At 62.3% G+C, this 18,945-nt stretch carries 16 protein-coding genes; 13 read left to right on the forward strand and 3 right to left on the reverse strand.

Annotated elements, in window-relative coordinates; all coding sequences use genetic code 11:
* Positions 1-55: 55 nt before the first annotated feature.
* From PQR32_RS12385 to PQR32_RS12405, 5 genes are all read left to right on the forward strand, one after another.
* Positions 56-802: an SDR family NAD(P)-dependent oxidoreductase gene (locus PQR32_RS12385; protein ID WP_408226484.1), complete on the forward strand. Its 747-nt coding sequence runs from the start codon at positions 56-58 to the stop codon at positions 800-802.
* Positions 803-882: 80 nt separating this feature from the next.
* Positions 883-1,632, forward strand: coding sequence for an electron transfer flavoprotein subunit beta/FixA family protein (locus PQR32_RS12390; protein ID WP_408226487.1), 750 nt, complete (start codon positions 883-885; stop codon positions 1,630-1,632).
* A gap of 21 nt (positions 1,633-1,653) precedes the next feature.
* Positions 1,654-2,586: an electron transfer flavoprotein subunit alpha/FixB family protein gene (locus tag PQR32_RS12395; RefSeq protein ID WP_408226490.1), complete on the forward strand. Its 933-nt coding sequence runs from the start codon at positions 1,654-1,656 to the stop codon at positions 2,584-2,586.
* A gap of 844 nt (positions 2,587-3,430) precedes the next feature.
* A complete protein-coding gene (locus PQR32_RS12400; RefSeq protein WP_408226729.1) occupies positions 3,431-5,059 on the forward strand; it encodes an electron transfer flavoprotein-ubiquinone oxidoreductase in 1,629 nt (542 codons plus the stop codon).
* Between the two features lie 107 nt (positions 5,060-5,166).
* Positions 5,167-6,327 (forward strand): iron-containing alcohol dehydrogenase, encoded by a 1,161-nt coding sequence (locus tag PQR32_RS12405; RefSeq protein ID WP_408226493.1) that lies wholly within the window; start codon positions 5,167-5,169, stop codon positions 6,325-6,327.
* 33 nt (positions 6,328-6,360) lie between these two features.
* Here PQR32_RS12405 and PQR32_RS12410 read toward each other — a convergent pair whose 3' ends face one another.
* The gene (locus tag PQR32_RS12410; RefSeq protein WP_408226496.1) at positions 6,361-9,060 is read right to left on the reverse strand and encodes a winged helix-turn-helix domain-containing protein; all 2,700 of its coding nucleotides are present in this window, start codon (positions 9,058-9,060) and stop codon (positions 6,361-6,363) included.
* Between the two features lie 396 nt (positions 9,061-9,456).
* Here PQR32_RS12410 and PQR32_RS12415 point away from each other — a divergent pair, with 396 nt between their 5' ends.
* The 7 genes from PQR32_RS12415 to PQR32_RS12445 all read left to right on the forward strand — a co-directional run bounded on the left by PQR32_RS12415 (position 9,457) and on the right by PQR32_RS12445 (position 16,377).
* Positions 9,457-10,638, forward strand: coding sequence for a lipid-transfer protein (locus PQR32_RS12415; RefSeq protein WP_408226499.1), 1,182 nt, complete (start codon positions 9,457-9,459; stop codon positions 10,636-10,638).
* 13 nt (positions 10,639-10,651) lie between these two features.
* The gene (locus PQR32_RS12420; protein WP_408226502.1) at positions 10,652-11,851 is read left to right on the forward strand and encodes an acyl-CoA dehydrogenase; all 1,200 of its coding nucleotides are present in this window, start codon (positions 10,652-10,654) and stop codon (positions 11,849-11,851) included.
* Positions 11,852-11,866: 15 nt separating this feature from the next.
* Positions 11,867-13,021: an acyl-CoA dehydrogenase family protein gene (locus PQR32_RS12425; RefSeq protein ID WP_408226505.1), complete on the forward strand. Its 1,155-nt coding sequence runs from the start codon at positions 11,867-11,869 to the stop codon at positions 13,019-13,021.
* Positions 13,018-13,473, forward strand: coding sequence for a MaoC family dehydratase (locus PQR32_RS12430; protein ID WP_408226508.1), 456 nt, complete (start codon positions 13,018-13,020; stop codon positions 13,471-13,473). Before PQR32_RS12425 ends, PQR32_RS12430 begins: the two co-directional genes overlap by 4 nt.
* Before the next feature lie 87 nt (positions 13,474-13,560).
* Positions 13,561-14,463, forward strand: coding sequence for an SDR family NAD(P)-dependent oxidoreductase (locus PQR32_RS12435; RefSeq protein ID WP_408226510.1), 903 nt, complete (start codon positions 13,561-13,563; stop codon positions 14,461-14,463).
* Between the two features lie 143 nt (positions 14,464-14,606).
* A complete protein-coding gene (gene hisD, locus PQR32_RS12440) occupies positions 14,607-15,914 on the forward strand; it encodes a histidinol dehydrogenase (protein WP_408226513.1) in 1,308 nt (435 codons plus the stop codon).
* A 16-nt stretch (positions 15,915-15,930) separates the two neighbouring features.
* Positions 15,931-16,377, forward strand: a complete 447-nt coding sequence (locus PQR32_RS12445) for an acyl-CoA thioesterase (RefSeq protein ID WP_408226516.1) — start codon at positions 15,931-15,933, stop codon at positions 16,375-16,377.
* Between the two features lie 46 nt (positions 16,378-16,423).
* Here the strand turns inward: PQR32_RS12445 and PQR32_RS12450 are convergent, their stop codons facing one another.
* Complete coding sequence (locus PQR32_RS12450) at positions 16,424-17,998, reverse strand: class I adenylate-forming enzyme family protein (RefSeq protein ID WP_408226519.1); 1,575 nt, start codon at positions 17,996-17,998, stop codon at positions 16,424-16,426.
* A gap of 57 nt (positions 17,999-18,055) precedes the next feature.
* Here PQR32_RS12450 and PQR32_RS12455 point away from each other — a divergent pair, with 57 nt between their 5' ends.
* The gene (locus tag PQR32_RS12455; RefSeq protein ID WP_408226522.1) at positions 18,056-18,244 is read left to right on the forward strand and encodes a hypothetical protein; all 189 of its coding nucleotides are present in this window, start codon (positions 18,056-18,058) and stop codon (positions 18,242-18,244) included.
* Positions 18,245-18,347: 103 nt separating this feature from the next.
* Here PQR32_RS12455 and PQR32_RS12460 read toward each other — a convergent pair whose 3' ends face one another.
* Positions 18,348-18,872 (reverse strand): hypothetical protein, encoded by a 525-nt coding sequence (locus PQR32_RS12460; RefSeq protein WP_408226525.1) that lies wholly within the window; start codon positions 18,870-18,872, stop codon positions 18,348-18,350.
* Positions 18,873-18,945 lie beyond the last annotated feature (73 nt).

Below are 18,945 nucleotides of genomic sequence, written 5' to 3' on the forward strand. Positions count from 1 at the left end.
GTCGTCCGATTGCGCAGCATCCTGAACGTACAAACGTAGAGAATGAGGAAGAAAGATGAAACTGCAAAACAAGGTAGCTGTCGTCACGGGCGCCGCTTCGGGTCTCGGGCTCGCCACCTGCCAGGCGCTGGCGGCGGCGGGTGCCACGGTGGTCGGCTTCGATCTGGACAAGACGAAGCTTGACGACGCGCTCGGCACGGGCATCAAAGGGATCGCCGTCGACGTGGCCGACGAAGCCAGTGTGAAGGCTGGCATCGATGCGGTCGTCCACGAATACGGTCATGTGCATATCGCCGTCAATTGCGCCGGCGTGCTCGGACCCTGCAAGACGATTTCGAAAGGCCAGCTTTTTCCGTCGGATCTCTGGAACCGCGTGATCGGCGTGAACCTGACGGGCACCTTTAATGTGATTCGCCATGCAGCGCTCGCGATGACGGCCAACGAACCGGAAGAGACCGGCGAGCGTGGCGTGATCATCAACACCGCATCGGGTGCGGCTCGCGGGGGGCAGATGGGGCAGGCCGCTTACAGCGCGAGCAAGGCGGCGGTGATCGGTATGACCACTCCCGTGGCGCGCGACCTCGCGGAGCACGGTATTCGGGTCGTGTCGATTGCGCCGGGTTTGTTCGAGTCGGGCATGTCGGCCGGTATGCCGCCGAAGGTGTCGGACGGATTGATCGAGAAAATGCTGTTCCCGCGGCGCATGGGCAAAGCGAGCGAATTCGCAGCCCTGGTTCAGCACGTGATCGAGAACGCCTATTTGAATGCGACCACACTCGACATCGATTGCGGCACGCGATAGCCATGTCTCAGCGGTGGCGTGCGCTCAGAGTCGGCGCGTGCCGCTGCCCATAGAGAATCTCAGCAGGCAAGGAGAAGGTTGTGAAGATTTTAGTTGCAGTTAAAAGAGTGGTTGATGCGAATGTGAAGGTCGGCGCGAAGTCGGATGGCACGGGCGTCGATCTGGCGAATGTGAAGATGTCGATGAACCCGTTCGACGAGATCGGCGTGGAAGAGGCAGTACGTCTGAGAGAAGCGGGCGTGGCGACCGAAGTGATCGCCGTGTCGGCGGGTGTGACGCAATCGCAGGAAACGCTGCGCACGGCGCTGGCGATCGGCGCGGACCGCGCGATCCTGGTCGAGTCGAACGAAGAGCTGCAGCCGCTCGCCGTCGCCAAGCTGCTGAAGGCGCTGGTCGACAAGGAACAGCCTGGGCTGGTCATTCTGGGCAAGCAGGCGATCGACGACGATTCGAACCAGACCGGCCAGATGCTGGCTGCGCTGGCGAACCTGCCGCAAGCCACGTTCGCGTCGAAGGTTGTCGTGGCTGACGGTAAGGCGACGGTGTCGCGCGAAGTCGACGGCGGCGCGGAAACGCTGTCGCTGACGCTGCCGGCAGTGGTCACCACCGACTTGCGCCTGAACGAGCCGCGCTACGTGACGCTGCCGAACATCATGAAGGCGAAGAAGAAGCCGCTGGAAATCGTCAAGCCGGAAGATCTGGGTGTCGACGTCGCGTCGCGCCTGAAGACGCTGAAAGTCGCCGAGCCGCCGAAGCGCTCCGCCGGTGTGAAGGTGCCGGATGTGAAGACGCTGGTCGAGAAGCTGAAGACCGAAGCCAAGGTGTTGTAGTTAGGACCTGAGAGATAAAAAATGACGAATCTAATAATTGCAGAGCACGACAACGCGTCGATCAAGGCCGCGACGCTGAATACGATTGCCGCCGCGCAGAAGATTGGCGGTGATATTCACGTGCTGGTCGCAGGGCACAACGCACAAGCTGCAGCGGATGCGGCAGCGAAGATTGCTGGCGTGAGCAAGGTGTTGCTGGCCGACGCGCCGCAGCTCGCAGCAGGCCTCGCAGAAAACGTCGAAGCGACGGTGATGAACATCGCGAAGGATTACACGCACATCCTCGCGCCGGCGACTGCCTATGGCAAGAACATCGCGCCGCGTATTGCGGCGAAGCTCGATGTTGCGCAAATCAGCGAAATCACTGCAGTGGCTTCGGCTGACACTTTCGAACGCCCGATCTACGCTGGCAACGCGATCGCAACGGTTCAATCTCAAGATCCGATCAAGGTCATCACGGTCCGCACGACCGGCTTCGACCCGGTGGCGGCCGACGGCGGCAGCGCGACGGTCGAGAAGATCGAAGCCGCAGCGGATACCGGCCTGTCGCAGTTCGTGAGCCGCGAAGTGACGAAGCTGGACCGTCCAGAACTGACCTCGGCGAAGATCATCGTCTCGGGTGGCCGCGGTCTGGGCAACGGCGAGAACTACACCACGGTTCTGGAACCGCTGGCAGACAAGCTGAACGCGGCGCTGGGCGCATCGCGCGCAGCCGTCGATGCGGGCTTCGTGCCGAACGACTATCAGGTTGGGCAGACCGGCAAGATCGTCGCGCCGCAACTGTACCTTGCAGTCGGTATCTCGGGCGCGATCCAGCATCTGGCCGGGATGAAAGACTCGAAGGTCATTGTCGCGATCAACAAGGATCCGGAAGCGCCGATTTTCAGCGTTGCCGATTACGGTCTCGTCGGCGATCTGTTCGAGGTGGTGCCGGAACTCGCGAGCGAACTTTAATTGCGGGCATAGACAGGTTAGCGACTACACAGTCCTGCACACCGACACGCCCCCCCACTCGTGGAGGGGCCATTCGAAGCCCATCACGGTACCTTTAAAGCGTGCGCAAAAACCTGGAGTGGCGGCGGCACGCTTGCCTTCTTCAGCATTGCGCGATATCGGCGTGCGCGTCCATCAGCCGCAGTGTCCCGCGCATGGTGAAGCGCATGGCCCAGCAGACCTGTTGTCTGGACAAGCGGGTTGGCGCGCCGTGTAATACAGGACGTTGGCGTAGTCGGAGAAACAAATGGGTACTCGAGAAAAGTCGTTGCGCGTACTGGTTGAGAATTGGATGGGACCTGACGCGGCGAAGCATGCCCGCGTGACCCGTTTCAGTCACTCCCGCCGTAAGCAGTGGCGCTATGTGTGTGTGGAAGCCGATCGACCGTCAGGCACGCTGGCGTTCGTCTTCTTTCGTCACGACGAGGGATCGTGGTGCGTATTCCCCCCGGAATACAAGCGACCAACGATGAATATCGTACGAACCATCGCTTCGCCGGCCACGAGTCCTGACTGCGCAAGGCAATTTTCAGGCGACGAGGCTCTTCACGTCGCCTGAGCGGCCGGAGCGCCAGTGTTTGGCTCGGCAGCCGCTTGTGAATGCCAGCAATGCGCTTGGGCTAATCGATGCCGCAGGAAGCGGGACTGTCACAGGTCCGCGGCGCCGGTCGACGTTTTCCCAGATTAAAAAAAGTCGCGTGGCTCGCGTGAGACGCGACTTATACCGTTTTTATAAGCATGGAGACCTGGTTCAGTGTGTATCTCGACAGTCCTCGAAGATGACTTCGCCCCCAAGCGCGAGTCGATGCAATACGACGTGGTGATCGTCGGCGGCGGGCCGGCCGGCCTGTCCGCGGCGATCCGCCTGAAGCAGCTGGCACAGGAAAAAGGCGCGGAGATTGGCGTCTGCGTATTGGAAAAGGGCTCAGAGGTCGGTGCTCATATTCTCTCCGGCGCGGTAATGGACCCCCGCGCCCTTACCGAACTGATTCCTGACTGGAAGGAAAAAGGCGCGCCGCTGAATGTGGACGTGACCGAAGACCGCTTCCTGTTCCTGTCGAAAACCGGTTCGAAGAGCGTGCCGACCTGGGCTCTGCCGGGCAACTTCAAGAACCACGGCAACTACGTTGTGAGCCTTGCGAATGTCACGCGCTGGCTGGGACAGCAGGCCGAGGCGCTGGGCGTCGAGATCTTCCCGGGCTTTCCGGCTGCCGAAGTGCTGTACAACGACGACGGCTCCGTGAAAGGCGTCGCCACGGGCGATCTGGGCATCGGCAAGGAGGGGCAGCAGACCGAGAATTTCCAGCTCGGCATGGAGCTGCACGCCAAGTACACGCTGTTCTGCGAAGGCGCACGCGGCCATCTCGGCCGTCAGCTGAACGACCGGTTCAAGCTGCGCGACGGTGTCGATCCACAGGTCCACGGCCTCGGCATCAAGGAACTGTGGGAAATCGATCCTTCGAAACATAAGCCGGGTCTGGTGATCCATACCGCCGGCTGGCCGCTGGAGAGCGACACCTACGGCGGCTCGTTCCTCTATCACCTGGACAACAACCAGGTGATGGTCGGCTTTGTGGTGGGTCTGGGCTATACGAATCCGTACCTGTCACCGTTCGAGGAGTTCCAGCGCTACAAGACGCATCCGGCGATCCGCGAGTTCCTCGAAGGCGGCAAGCGCGTGTCGTACGGCGCGCGGGCGATCACCGCGGGCGGCCTGATGTCGCTGCCGAAGCTGGTGTTCCCGGGTGGCGCGCTGGTGGGTGACGATGCGGGCTTCCTGAATGCATCGCGGATCAAGGGTTCGCATGCGGCGATCAAGACCGGCATGCTGGCGGCCGATGCGGCGTTCGATGCGGTGCAGGCGGGACGTCAGGCCGATGAACTCACTGCTTATCCGGAGAGCTTCAAGACCTCGTGGCTGCACACTGAACTGTATCGTGCGCGCAACTTCAAGCAGTGGATGAGCAAGGGGCTGTACCTCGGCACCTTGATGGTCGGTGTCGAGCAGAAGCTGCTGGGCGGCAACGTGCCGTGGACGCTGCATCACCAGCATTCCGATCACGAGATGCTGAAACCCGCGTCGCAGTGCAAGCCGATTGTCTATCCGAAGCCGGATGGGAAGCTGACGTTCGACCGCCTGTCTTCGGTGTTCATTTCGAACACCAATCACGAAGAGAATCAGCCGGCTCACCTCACGCTGAAGGACGCAAGCGTTCCCATCAACGTCAATCTGCAAATCTACGCAGGACCGGAAGCCCGTTTCTGTCCAGCAGGCGTGTACGAGTTTGTGAAAGACGAGAGCGACGACGACCGGCTTGTCATCAACGCGCAGAACTGTGTGCATTGCAAGACCTGCGATATCAAGGACCCGACGCAGAACATCGTCTGGGTCACGCCTGAGGGGGGCGGCGGTCCGAATTACCCGAATATGTAATCGGCACGTCGTGAAATGGGCCGCAGAATCAGGATGGCCGATTTCACGCGATTAACGCATTGGCGTCGTGTTCATCGCCTCGCCGAGCCATCGTTCTTTTCAAAGACATGACGCGATCATTCAGCTTTCAAACCGTTCCCACCATCGTCGTCGAGTTTGGCGCGGCGCGACGCCTTGGCGCGTTGCTTCGCGAGACGTATCGCTCCCAGACTCGCCTGTGCGTCGTTACCGACAGTGCACTGAAAAGAAGCGGGCTACTCGATCCGGCACTGAACGACTTGTGCGCACACGGGTGGCATGTGACGCTGGTCGACGATGTGATCGCCGATCCGCCGGAGCACATCGTGATCGAGGCGGCGAACCGCGCGCGCGCCGCCGACGCGGAGGTCATACTCGGGCTGGGCGGCGGCTCGTCGATGGACGTGGCCAAGCTGATTGCGATTCTCGTGCCTGGCAGTCAAACGCTGGCCGAGATCTACGGCGTCAGGAAAGTGACCGGCGCACGCCTGCCTCTCGTGCAGATGCCGACAACCGCAGGGACCGGCTCGGAGGTGACGGCGGTGTCGATCGTGACTACCGGCGAGACGACCAAGACGGGCGTCGTGGCGCCCCAGTTGTACGCGGACCTCGCCATCCTCGACGCTGAGCTCACGCTGGGGCTGCCACGGCACGCAACCGCCGCGACGGGCATCGACGCGATGGTTCATGCCATCGAAGCCTATACGTCGGTACACCTGAAGAATCCTGTTTCCGACATGCTGGCGATGAAGGCGCTTTCGTTGCTGTCGCGCAATCTGCTGCGTGCTTGCGACAACGGCAGCGATCGCGCGGCGCGTGAGGCCATGCTGCTCGGTGCGATGTTCGCGGGGCAGGCATTCGCCAATTCGCCGGTGGCCGCCGTGCATGCGCTCGCCTATCCGATCGGTGGCATTTTTCATGTGCCGCACGGTCTGTCAAACGCACTCGTGTTGCCGCATGTGATGAAATTCAATGTCGAGGCGGCTTCGCATCTGTACGCGGAGCTTGCCGACATTGTGGTGCCAGCCGCAGCCTGCAGCGACGAATCGAAGGCGTACGCGCTGATCGACCACATCGATTGTCTGATAGAGGCGGCAGGCATCGCGCGGACACTGCGCGAGGTCGGCGTTCGACTTGAGGACCTGCCACGCATGGCCCGCGACGCGATGCTGCAGACGCGCCTGCTTGTCAATAACCCTCGTCCCGTCGAGGAGGGCGACGCACTGGCGATCTACCGCGCCGCGTTCTGACGCTCGGCCCGCCAGTCTGCAACCTGAACGCACCTATTGGATCAGGTTCCGATTCCGTGCCCATACCATCGCGTCGTAGCGGCTCGATACTTCCAGTTTCGAAAAGACATTGCGCAGGTTCCATTTCACGGTCTCGACCGTGATTTTCAACGTCAGCGCGATGCGCTTGTTGGACATGGCCTGTGCCACCAGCTCGAGTATTTCGATTTCCCGTTGCGTCAGCGCGGCCTGTCCCCGGCCGGCGCGCGAGTGCGGTTCCGCCGGTACGGCCAGGCCTTTCGCCGTGCCGTCGTCGGGAAATCCCGCCAGCAGTTCGCGTGCGAATTGCAAGGATCGGTCCTGCGATCCCTGTTTTTTCACCAGCAGCGCGAGTTCTTCGCGTGCGAGCAAGCCTTCGTCCAGAAAAGTGCGCACGAGGCCCAACTGGCAGCCGAACTGGACGGCCCGGCTGCGCGATGCCATCGCGTCATCCGTCCGCCCCAGCTCATCGAGCGCGCGCGCCGAAAGCAAATCGACCAACGTGAGCAGCTTGCCCCGTTTAAGCGCCAGCGCATACCGGCGCGCCTCTTCGAGCGCCTGAATGGCAAGCTCCGGCCGCTCGCCGAGATTCATGCGCGCTCGCGCAAGGGCCGCGGCGGCCGGGATTTCGGCCAGGAAGCCCTGACTGTCGGCGTGAGCGCCGGCGAGCTCATCGAGGGCTGCCATCACCGTCGCGGCGTGCACTTTGTCGCCTTTGGCGAGCAGGATCTTGAGCTGCTCGGCGAGCATGAGCGCGACCGGGCGATCCAGCCCCACGGTGCGAAAGCGCACGACCTGCCGCTGCAGGAACGCGAGTGCCGCACCAGGACTCTCCTGCAACAGGTCGAGCCGGGCCCGGCAGAGTGAAGCCCGTACGGTCACTTCCACGCCTGATGATTCCAATAATCCGTGGCGGTTGGCGAGTGTCTCGCGTGCATCGTCGATACGGTTGAGCTCGTAAAACGCGTCGGCGACGAATGCCGAGCAAACATTGGCGGGCACGGACTGATCGCCGAATTCTTTTTGCGCTCGTGCCAGCAGTGGTGAAGCAAGTCGTTCAGCCTCGAGTGCGTTCCCCTCCAGCAAGAGCAACAGGACGCGCGTATTTTCTGCGACGATCGCCATGTCGCTGTTTTCGTCGCGCGGAAGCATGGGGTGACGGTCCAACAGGCTTCGAGCATCGGCGAAGCGTCCTGCACCCGCATAGGCGGTGGCCAACACGGAAAGCGCGAGATACCGCAGGAACGGGTTATCGGCAGCGGCGTCGGGCTGCGACTCCAGCAGATCGATCGCGTGCTTCGCGTCGTCTCGCTGCAGTGCGATGACGGCATGGATCAGCGGCAGGCGGCTCGCAATATCAGGGTGCCGGGCGGCTTCGCTTGCTTGCAGTTGTGTCAGCCGCGCCTGCGCAATAGGCGCGCGCGCAGCCATCGCAACGGCGAGGCAGGCGAGGAAGGAGAGCTTGCGATGCTTGAGCAGCGTCTCGGGAGACAGGCGCTCGAGCAAGCCGAGGATCGGCCCGAGGTATCCCAGCGTCCAGTTTGCCGGCACCGCGCCTTCGATCACCGAAGCGGCGAGATCCACGTCTCCCGCCAGGTTGGCATGACGCACCGCCTCGACGAGCAACTCGTTGGCGGCAAACCAGCGGCTCGCGCGGCTATGCAGATCCGCGATGGCGTGCACGCCGCGCCGTTCCACGCGCGTATTGAGGAATTCGCTGAACAACCGGTGGAAGCGAAACCAGGGCGTGCGATCGTCGAGATCGACAGGCTGGATCGGCAGATTCTCGAACTCCATGCGCCTCAGCAGTTCGGCCGCGCGCGGATTGCCGGTCACGTACTCCGCAAGCGGTGCGTTGAAACGGCGAAACAGCGAGAGTGTCTCGGCGAACTCGACGAGTTCGGCGGGCAGGTCAGCGAGCACCTCCTCGCTGAGGTAGGTTTGCAGATCGTTTGAACGCCACACCACGTCGCGCAAGCGGCTGCCGGCACCCGGGTGGTTTTTCAGCATGATGGCGATCAGTTGAAGGCAGGACGGCCAGCCGCCTGTCATCTCATAGATGAGACCCGCGTCGTCCGCGTTGACTTTGCCCGGCCCGAGGTTCCCGTCGAGAAAGCTGCGCGTTTCCGTGGCACTGAACGGCAACTCCACGCAGTCGATCTCGACCATCTGGTCCATCACGCGAAGCCGGCCCAGGCTGAGTGGCGGGGCTGAACGCGACGCGATCACCAGATGGAAATTCGCGGGACACTGGTCGAGCAGCTTCTGCACCAGTTTGTGTATCCACGGATCCTCGACGTGATGGTAGTCGTCGAGGACGAGAAACAACTCACTCGCGAGATTGGCGATGCCCGCAAGCACGCTCGCGATCATCTCGTCGATCGCACTCTGGCTGCTGCCCTCGACGAACAGGTCGAGCTCGACCGCGACGCCGATCTGCTGCAGGGCGGCAAAGAAGACAGCACAGAAATCCGTGAAACCGCTGTCGTCGGAAGTCAGGGACAGCCACGCCACTTGCGCATGCGATTGCAGACAGGTTTGACGCCATTGTGCAAGCAGCGTGGTTTTGCCGTAGCCGGCGCTGCCTGTGACGAGCGCCAGCTTGCGTTGCTGTGTCTGCGAAAGCAGGCTCAGCAAGCCGGCGCGCGGCACATGCCTGGCGCTGATACGGGGCGGTGCGAACTTCGTCGAAATCAGGAGTTTGGTCGAGTGCATCGTCAGGCCGTCAACAGTGAACAATGGCGCCGCGCGCAGCCGAGGCGCTGCTGGAGCGTTCGCTATGGCGTAACCCGTTGCGATTTCGCGTGCCGGCGCCTGCCGGCCGCCAGGATGATCGACCCGTTTCGCGCATGTCGGGAACAGGCAGGACGCAGCGTTCCGTCCAGCTTAGAGCGGGTCGGTCGCGGTAGAGCCCCTCGTTTCGAGGGGTGTGGGGAAGATACCGACAAGCGTCGGGTGTCGCGCTGACGCGTGCTGTGCTCGCTGTTTCTGTACCGGCGGGCAAGTTTGAACGCCCCCTAGAAAGGAAGGGGCGGGTGCGGGGCGGCTCTGCCTATTATGGCCCAGTGCCGATTCCCCCGAACGGCGTGAATAACAGGTGGAGGAGAGCGTATGACACGCAAGGTGGTAGTCGCCGGTGTAGGGATGGTCCCGTTCAAGAAACCCGGTGCCAGTGAAACGTATGACCTGATGGGTGCGCAGGCTGCGCGATTCGCGCTTGCCGATGCAGGCGTGACCTACCAGGCGATCCAGCAGGCGTATGCCGCATTCGTCTACGGCGATTCGACGGCCGGCCAGCGCGCGCTGTACCACGTCGGCATGACGGGGTTGCCGATCTTCAACGTCAACAACAACTGCTCGACCGGTTCCACGGGCCTGTTTCTCGCACGCCAGGCGATCGTATCGGGCGCGATCGACATCGCGCTGGTGGTGGGGTTCGAACAGATGAATCCGGGCGCGCTCGGCAGCTACTTCAACGACCGTCCGCTGCCTTCCGATCTGTTCAACCAGCAATGCGACCGGCTCGGCGTGCCGACCGACATTCCGCCCGCGCTGCGCATCTTCGGCGGGGCCGGTATGGAGCACATGAAGCGCTTCGGCACGCCGATGGAGAGCTTCGCGAAGATTCGCGCCAAGGCGAGCCGCCACGCGGCGAACAACCCGCTTGCGGTGTTCCGCAAGGTGGTGAGTGTCGAGGACGTCATGAACGAGCAGGTGCTGTGGCCCGGCGTGATGACGCGCTTGATGGCCTGCCCGCCGACCTGCGGCGCGGCGGCGGCCGTCCTGTGCAGCGAAGACTATGCGCGCAAGCATGGTCTCGATTCGCGCGTGTGGATCGCCGCCCAGGCGATCACGACGGACAAGGAGGAATCTTTGCACGGCGACGACCTGCGCTACGTGGCAGGGTACGGCATGTCCAAGGACGCCGCGAGTCAGGTCTACGAGACGGCGGGCGTGGGTGTGGAAGACGTGGACGTGGTCGAGCTGCATGACTGTTTCGCACACAACGAACTGATCACCTACGAAGCGCTTGGCCTGTGTCCGGAAGGTGGCGCAGAGAAGTTCATCGACGACGGTGACAACACTTACGGCGGTCGCTATGTCGTCAACCCGTCCGGCGGCCTGCTGTCGAAAGGACATCCGCTCGGCGCAACGGGTCTCGCGCAATGCACCGAACTCGTCCAGCAACTGCGCGGCACGGCGGGTGAGCGCCAGGTCGAAGGTGCACGGATCGCCCTGCAGCACAACGTCGGCATCGGCGGCGCTTGCGTCGTGACGATGTACCGGAACTGAGCGGGAGACGCTGATGGACTTTCAACCCGATCAGGGACTGGACGCATTTCGCGACGAGGTTCGTACGTTCCTGCGCGAGAACTTGCCGGCCGACCTTGCCGGCAAGCCGGTGGGCAGCGTCAGGTCGATGCGTGCCGATCTCGTGCGCTGGCAGCGCATCCTGAATCAGAAAGGATGGGGCGCGCCCTATTGGGCAGCGAAGGATGGCGGCACCGGTTGGAGCGTGCTGCAGCGGCTGGCGTTCGATGAAGAGTGCGTCGCCGCGGGAGCGCCCACTCAGGACGGCTTTGCGCAGAAGCTGCTGGGCCCGGTACTCAACGAGTTCGCGTCGCCCGAGCAGAAAGCCGAACACCTGCCGTTGATCTTCGCCGGCGAGCGGCTGTGGTGCCAGGGTTTTTCGGAGCCGGGTTCGGGATCGGACCTCGCGTCACTTCGCACGCAGGCGGTGCGCGAGGGCGATCACTACGTGGTGAACGGCCAGAAGATCTGGACCAGCTATGCGCATGAGTCGGACTGGATCTTCCTGCTGGTGCGCACCGATACCGAAGTGAAGAAGCAGGCCGGTATCAGTTTCCTGCTGGTGGACATGAAGACGCCGGGTATTACGGTGCGCCCGATTCGCAGTATCGACGATTGCCATCACCTGAACGAAACCTTCTTCGACAACGTGCGGGTGCCGGTTGGCAATCGCGTCGGCGAAGAGGGCGCCGGTTGGAACATTACCAAGTTCCTGCTCAACAACGAGCACGCCTCCGCGGCCGATCTGCCGATCTTGCGCCGCTACCTGATGCAGCTCAAAAAGCTCGCGACAAGGCAGCTCGCCGGCGGCCAGGCATTGATCGAGCAATCTGAGTTCGCGCTGAAGCTGGCGCGGCTGGAGGCGGAGGTCAACGCGATTGCGATGATGGTCAAGCGCGTCGCTGCGATGGAGCAGGATCATAGCCCCGCAGCGCATGCGATGGGCTCGATCCTGAAGGTGCGTGGCACCGAGCTGCAGCAAAGGCTCAGCGAGTTCGCGCTCGAGGCGCTCGGCGACTATGGCGCGATCGCGTATCCGGAGCCGCACGATGACGCGCAGGGCGAGGCGCTGCCGCTGCAGGAAGTTGGGCGCGGCATTGCCAACGAGATGTTCTTCCGGCGTGCGTCGACGATTTATGGCGGCACGAGCGAAGTTCAGCGCGGCATCATCGCGAAGATGCTGTTTCAATTCTGAGTTGGGCTATCGATCATGAACTTCAACCTGAATTCCGAGCAGCAACTGCTGCAGGACAGCGTGCGCCGCTTTGTCGACAAGGCCTACAGCTTTGAAGCGCGAACCGCGTCGCTCAAGGCGGGCGCTACCCGTAGCGCTGCGCACTGGCAGACGTTTGCCGACAACGGCTGGCTCGCCGCAGCGCTGCCCGAAGCGGCCGGCGGTCTGGGCGGCACGCTCATCGACACCGTATTGATCGCCCACGAATTTGGCCGTGGTCTGGTGGTGGAACCGTATCTGGGCTGCGCGGTGCTCGCGGCGCAAACGCTGGTGGCCGCCGCCACGCCGGCGCAGCTCGAACAGTTGCTGCCGCCGCTTGCAGAGGGTTCGCGCAAGCTCGCACTCGCGTACAGCGAAGCGCAGTCATGTGGTTTTGCCGAGCCTGTCCAGTTGCATGCGAAGGCCACCGCGGACGGCTATACGCTGCACGGCCGCAAGACACTGGTAGCGGGCGGGCTCGACGCCGACAGTTTCATCGTGTCAGCGATCGCGCCAGACGCGCCCGGCATCACGCTCTTCCTGGTGGACGCCGCCAGCACGGGCTTGACGCGTCGCGCGTTGCCGCTACATGACGGTAGCTGGGCCGCGGAAGTTTCGTTCGAAGGCGTACGCGTGCCGCGTGACGCCGTGCTCGGAGCGCCCGGCCAAGGTTTGGCCGCACTGGAGCAGGGCCTCGCACACGGCACTGCGGCGCTGTGCGCGGAGCTGGTGGGCGGGATGGAGAAGGCAATCGCGATTACCGCCGAATACCTGAAGATGCGCAAGCAATTCGGCGTCCCGATCGCCAGCTTCCAGGCACTGCAGCATCGCATGGCCGATATGGCTGCGGAACTGGAAGTGGCGCGTTCGATGCTGTACGCGCTGCTCGCGTCGATTGACAACGATGATGCGGCAACGCGTCAGCATACGGTCTCGCAGGCCAAGGCGCTGATCGGGCGGGCGGCGAAATTCGTGTGCGGCCAGGCGATTCAGTTGCATGGCGGAATCGGCATGACCGAAGAATATGAGGTCGGTCATTACTACAAACGCGCCGTGGTAGCCGATGTTCTGCTGGGCAGCAGCGGCCGGCATGAGGCGGCCTGTGCGGCGCAATTGCAGAAAACCTTGCTTCAGGGAGACAACGCAGCATGAAGATTTTCGAAAAAATCACCGACCTGCAGCCGCTGGTCGGCGAATCGATCGGTACGAGCGATTGGCTGCTGATCGACCAGCACCGCGTGAACCTGTTCGCGGACGCCACCGGCGATCACCAATGGATCCACGTAGACGTCGAGCGGGCCAAGGCCGGGCCGTTTGGCGGTCCGATTGCGCATGGCTTCCTGACGCTGAGCCTGCTGCCGGCGTTCTTTGCAACCGCTTTCGAGATCCGCGAGACGAAGAGCGGCCTGAACTACGGGCTGGACAAGGTGCGTTTCGTCGCGCCGGTGCCCGTGGGCAGCCGGCTGCGCGCGCACTTCCGCTTGCTCGCGTGGGAGGCGCTCGCCAACGGCGGCGCACAACTGAAGATCGAGATGACCGTCGAATGCGAAGGGGGCACGAAGCCCGCGTGCGTCGCGGAATCGATCACACGCCTGTTTCCGTAACTGACTGAGGCAGGGTCGTGGTTCACGATCGTGTCCGACTTCTGATTCCGAAGAATCAGCAATGACTATTAATCTGGAGAGCAAACCATGACAATTCGTTTTGATGGCAAGGTCGCCATTGTGACCGGCGCGGGCGCCGGTTTGGGCCGTGTTCACGCGCTGGCGCTGGCCGCACGTGGCGCGAAGGTCGTCGTCAATGATTTCGGCGGCGCGCGCGATGGCAGCGGCGGCTCGTCCGAGGCGGCGCTCGCGGTGGTCGAGGAGATCGTCAAGGCAGGCGGCATGGCGATCGCCGACGGTGCGAATGTGGCCGACTACGATCAGGTGCAGAAGATGGTTGAGCGCACGGTGACGGAGTTTGGGCGCGTCGACATCCTCGTGAACAACGCCGGCATCCTGCGCGACAAGAGTTTCCAGAAGCTCGAGATGGCCGATATCAAGGCGGTGCTCGACGTGCACCTGATGGGCTCGATCAATTGCTCGAAGGCGGTGTGGGAGATCATGCGTGCGCAGGAGTTTGGGCGCATCGTGATGACCACGTCGTCCTCGGGCATGTATGGCAATTTCGGCCAGGCGAACTATGGAGCCGCGAAGATGGCGGTGATCGGCCTGATGAACGCACTGACGACCGAAGGCCGCAAGTACAACATCAAGGTGAACACGATCGCGCCGGTGGCGGCCACGCGCATGACGTCCGACATTCTGCCCGAAGCGATGCTGCAGCGGATCCAGCCGGAACGCGTGACGCCGGCGGTGCTGTTCTTGTGCGGCGAGGATGCGCCGTCGAAGACGATTATCGCAGCGGGCGGCGGTGCGTTTGCCGCGGCGACGGTGGTGGAGACCGCGCCGGTGCTGCTGTCGGACGCGGAGCTGACGCCCGAAGGCATCGCGGCGCGCTTCGACGAGATCGCGAACTGGAGCACGGCGCGCGCCTATGAAGAGTCGGGCCCGCAGGTGCAGGCGTTCCTGAAGCTGGCTTGCGGCCAGTAACGGAGTGAACGGCCCCGGTGGTGATGCTGCCGGGGCCGTTTTCGTATTGAAGCGGCGGGGGCTGTAGATGCCGGTGCTGAAAATCCGGCGTGGTGGGCGGCCGGCGCGCGAGGCCGCATAATCATAGATGGCAGGGATTAGAAATGGCAATTTGGCTCAAGCGAGGCGCCGAGGCGGAGGTTCTGAAGGCGGCCGCGCGCGAAGTACGCGAAACGGTTGAAGCAACGTTGGCAGATATCGAGGCGCGAGGCGATGCCGCGGTGCGTGATCTGTCGATCCGCTTCGACAAACTGGAGCGTGACGACTACCGCCTGTCGCAAGGTGAAATCGATCAATGTCTGTCGCAATTGTCAGCGCGTGACATCGCCGACATCGAATTCGCGCAGAAGCAGGTTGAGAATTTTGCGCGCCACCAGCGCGACTCGATCCGCGACATCGAAGTCGAAACGTTGCCGGGCGTCGTTCTCGGTCACAAGAATTTGCCGGTGAACGCTGCGGGTTGCTATGTGCCTGGCGGCAAGTATCCGTTGCTGGCGTCGGCGCATATGTCGGTGATTACCGCGAGGGTGGCCGGCGTGCCGCGCATTGTGACCTGCGCGCCGCCGTTTCACGGTAAACCGGCACCCGCCGTCGTCGCTGCACAACATATGGCAGGCGCGCACGAGATCTACTGTCTGGGCGGCATCCAGGCCATCGGCGCGATGGCGATCGGCACGCAGAGCATTGCGCCCGTCGACATGCTCGTCGGGCCAGGCAACGCATTCGTGGCTGAAGCGAAGCGGCAATTGTTCGGGCGGGTAGGGATCGATCTCTTCGCCGGTCCGACCGAGACGCTGGTGATCGCCGACGAATCTGTCGACGGCGAAATGTGCGCAACCGATCTGCTCGGCCAGGCCGAGCACGGTCCCGATTCGCCCGCGATCCTGCTGACCACCTCGGAGAAGCTGGCTCGCGAGACGATGGCCGAAGTCGAACGCCTGCTCAAAATACTGCCGACGGCTGATATTGCCCGCAAGTCGTGGGACAAGCATGGCGAAGTGATCGTGGCGGAAAGCGACGAAGAGATGGTTCGCATCGCCAACGAGATCGCTTCGGAGCACGTGCAGGTGATGACGCGCGATACCGACTATTTCCTGCGCAACATGACCAACTACGGTGCGCTCTTCCTTGGGCCGCGCACCAACGTGTCGTTTGGCGACAAGGTGATTGGCACGAACCATACACTGCCGACCCGAAAGGCGGCACGCTACACGGGCGGACTGTGGGTGGGCAAGTTCCTGAAGACCTGCACTTATCAGAAGGTCATGACGGACGAGGCATCGGCGATGATCGGCGAGTACTGCTCGCGTTTGTGCGCGCTTGAAGGCTTCGCAGGCCACGGCGAGCAGGCTAACCTGCGTGTGCGCCGTTACGGCCATAAGGACGTTCCTTACGGTGGCGCGGCGGTTTGAACGGGGGAAAGCAGCAATGAAGAAACCCACTGCCTTGTCACGTGATGCGTACCGTCACTTCCTCTCGATTCCGACTCGATGGATGGATAACGACGTCTACGGACATGTCAACAACGTTGTCTATTACAGCTACTTCGATACGGTCGTGAACGAGTATCTGCTCCGAATGGGGGTACTCGATTTCGAGCACGGCGAAGCGATTGGGCTTGTCGTCGAAACCCAGTGCAACTATTTTTCGTCGGTCGCATTTCCGGACCGCGTCGACGCCGGGCTGCGCGTGGCGAGACTCGGCTCATCGAGTGTTCGATATGAGGTTGGGCTCTTTCGTGAAGGTGAGGCGGAGCCCGCAGCGCAAGGTCATTTCGTGCATGTCTACGTCGATCGCATTGCGCGTCGCCCGATGCATTTGTCCGATGCGATGCGAGCGGCGCTCGCGCCGCTTACGGTCGCGGCGGACCGCTAGGGAACGCCGAGCCCGCAGCCGGAGCTGCGGGCAAAGCGCGCCAGTACTATCCAACCTGCCGCGAACGATCAGCCCAATACTTTTCGCGGACCTTGCGGCGCAATACCTTGCCGACCACGCTGACCGGGAGATCCTCCACGAACACGATCGACTTGGGCGCCTTGTAGCGGCCTATGCGGCTCTTCACATGTTCAATCAATGCTTCGGCGGTGACGGATTCGCCGGCACGCAGAACCACTTCCGCGTGCACGGCTTCGCCCCATTCATCGTGCGGCACGCCCACCACGGTCGAGTTCGACACCGCCGGATGAGCATTTAGCGCGGCTTCCACTTCGACTGCATAGACATTGAAGCCGCCGGTGATGATCATGTCTTTCTTGCGGTCGACGATGTACAGAAAGCCCTGGTCGTCGAGATAGCCGAGATCGCCTGACTTCCAGAAGCCGTTGGAGAATTCGCTGGCCGTGCCTTCCGGGTTATTGAGGTAACCGTCGATGGTCGCCCGCGAGCGGATCCAGATCTCGCCCGTTGCGCCCGGCGCGACTTCCTTACCTGTCTCGTCGACGATCATCAGTTCGACGTCGATTGCCACGCGTCCGGCAGAAGCAAGATGGCCGGTTTCCGCTGCCGTCAGATGGTCCGCTTTGGTCAGCATCGTGGCGTATTGCAGGCATTCAGTTCCCCCGTACACCTGCACGAAAATGTTACCGAAACGCTTCTGCGCCTGATCGAGTTTGGCCGGGCTCATCGGGGCGGCACCGTAGGCGATCGTGCGCAGCGTCGACAGGTCGTAGGCGGAAGCTTCGGCCAGATCGAGCAGCCAGTACAACAGCGTCGGCACGAGCGCGCTCATGGTGATTCGCTCAGTCTCGACGTTGCGGCACCACTGGGTCAGATCGGGCAGGTTCTGCGTGGCGGTGCAGCCCCCACGAAAGAGCGCTGCCAGCAAGGCCATTCCCGAACCGTGACTGATCGGCGCCATATGCAGGCACCGCGAGTCGGCGTCGTACAGCTGTTCACTCTCCAGGTAGGCCGAGTTCCGGCAGGCCAGCCAGTTTTCCATGGTGTACTGCGCGCACTTGCTCTTGCCGGTGGTTCCGCCGGTGAACCGGTAGATAAGGACGTCGGTGTCGGGATCGCTTTCGATCCCGGGGTTTCGATCGGAAACGTCTTCCAGAAGGTCCCAGAAGTAAGCCAGCCCTTCGCGCGCGCCCGGCGGCGGATCCATGCAGACGACCAGGATGCCGCGCTCATGCAGCATGTCGAAGTAGCGATCGAGAAGCGCGTTCTCAAGAAACACCACCTTGGGCTGGATAAACTCGATTTGCCAGCGGTGCTCGTCGCTCGAGTCGCGGAAATTCGTCCATGCGGCGGCGGCTTCGCCCTTCAGTGCGGTCCAGGCGTGCAGCAACGACAGATTGTCGTTCTCCAGAATGCACAAATAGGTGTCGCCGCGCCGCAGTTGGAGACGCTCGACCATCATGTTCACGATGCGATTGGTGAGCAGATGTAGATCGCGGTGCGTGAAGCGCCGTTGGCGTTCGATATTCACAAGCGCCTCGCGGTCGCGATGGCGAACGGACAATTGTTCGGTCATGCGGGCGAAATTCATTTTCATCATCTGTCTCCATTTGTTGTAGCCAGCCGTTGACGCCGACTATAACGCCGCAGGCGTTATGTGAACCCCTCATTCCGGAGGGGGGCGAAGCCACATAACAGCGTTGCCGTCGGTCAAGGCGCGAAGGCGCATCGGCAGGACAGTGCGGCGGTCGGCGCGTACACCGCCAGCGGCAACACGCTGAACCGCCAGGCCTATATCGCTGGCGGTTCGGCGAACGCGGAGGTATCGCTGGGGCCGGCCCGGTAACTAACGGCGTATCACCAACCTCGCAGCTGGCACCCATGCAACCGCACGCAGCTGAATTCATTGCACGCCTGCAATAACCTGCGCGGTCATGTCTGAAGCTGAACTAGACGATAGTCTGCCCGTCGGGCTTGTGGGGCAGGGGACCGAAGAACAACGCCTTGAGCTTGTCGCGACCGACTACACGTGCGAGTTCGGCGAGCACACAGTAGTTGGCGATTAGCGTGACCAGCAGGATCTGGATGGCCCAGAAATGCGCCCAGTTGAGTTCGGCAAACAGCATGTTGTTGGCGGCAACCAGGCCCGGTGCTTCCTTCCAGTAGTCGTACAGGTGCTCCGCGTAGTGCACGAGCAACGCCACAATCGTGTAAATGAACGTCCTCCATCCGACATTCCAGATCAGCGGTTTCTCGGGAAACTGGTTGACGAACGGCAGCATGTTGGCGACCAGCACCGATTTGCTGAGAATCAGAGCGGCGATGGTCACCGAGGCGGAAGTGGGCAGCGTAATGTCGGTGCCCTTTGTTGTCAGGGCCCGAATGATCGCGACGATGTGGAGGATGACGAAGAAGATAGTCGGCGGCAGCATCTCCATAAATTCGCGCTTGATCGTGGTGGTCAGCTTGCTCATGTTCCTCTCCCATCTAGATAGGGTTGGGCAGCATCATCGCTCCGCATATGACATCAAGGGCGTGCGAAGCTTA

The sequence above is a fragment of the Paraburkholderia dipogonis genome (genome assembly GCF_046027395.1).
In the GTDB taxonomy this organism is placed as follows: Bacteria; Pseudomonadota; Gammaproteobacteria; order Burkholderiales; family Burkholderiaceae; genus Paraburkholderia; species Paraburkholderia dipogonis_A.

Excerpts from the sequence above, each read along its gene's own strand:
- PQR32_RS12385 (WP_408226484.1), top strand. The coding sequence starts at position 56 with ATGAAACTGCAAAACAAGGTAGCTGTCGTCACGGGCGCCGCTTCGGGT.
- PQR32_RS12415 (WP_408226499.1), top strand. The coding sequence starts at position 9,457 with ATGACACGCAAGGTGGTAGTCGCCGGTGTAGGGATGGTCCCGTTCAAG.
- PQR32_RS12435 (WP_408226510.1), top strand. The coding sequence starts at position 13,561 with ATGACAATTCGTTTTGATGGCAAGGTCGCCATTGTGACCGGCGCGGGC.
- PQR32_RS12420 (WP_408226502.1), top strand. The coding sequence starts at position 10,652 with ATGGACTTTCAACCCGATCAGGGACTGGACGCATTTCGCGACGAGGTT.
- PQR32_RS12445 (WP_408226516.1), top strand. The coding sequence starts at position 15,931 with ATGAAGAAACCCACTGCCTTGTCACGTGATGCGTACCGTCACTTCCTC.
- PQR32_RS12450 (WP_408226519.1), bottom strand. The coding sequence starts at position 17,998 with ATGATGAAAATGAATTTCGCCCGCATGACCGAACAATTGTCCGTTCGC.
- PQR32_RS12400 (WP_408226729.1), top strand. The coding sequence starts at position 3,431 with ATGCAATACGACGTGGTGATCGTCGGCGGCGGGCCGGCCGGCCTGTCC.
- PQR32_RS12410 (WP_408226496.1), bottom strand. The coding sequence starts at position 9,060 with ATGCACTCGACCAAACTCCTGATTTCGACGAAGTTCGCACCGCCCCGT.
- PQR32_RS12460 (WP_408226525.1), bottom strand. The coding sequence starts at position 18,872 with ATGAGCAAGCTGACCACCACGATCAAGCGCGAATTTATGGAGATGCTG.
- PQR32_RS12425 (WP_408226505.1), top strand. The coding sequence starts at position 11,867 with ATGAACTTCAACCTGAATTCCGAGCAGCAACTGCTGCAGGACAGCGTG.
- PQR32_RS12395 (WP_408226490.1), top strand. The coding sequence starts at position 1,654 with ATGACGAATCTAATAATTGCAGAGCACGACAACGCGTCGATCAAGGCC.
- PQR32_RS12405 (WP_408226493.1), top strand. The coding sequence starts at position 5,167 with ATGACGCGATCATTCAGCTTTCAAACCGTTCCCACCATCGTCGTCGAG.
- PQR32_RS12430 (WP_408226508.1), top strand. The coding sequence starts at position 13,018 with ATGAAGATTTTCGAAAAAATCACCGACCTGCAGCCGCTGGTCGGCGAA.
- hisD (WP_408226513.1), top strand. The coding sequence starts at position 14,607 with ATGGCAATTTGGCTCAAGCGAGGCGCCGAGGCGGAGGTTCTGAAGGCG.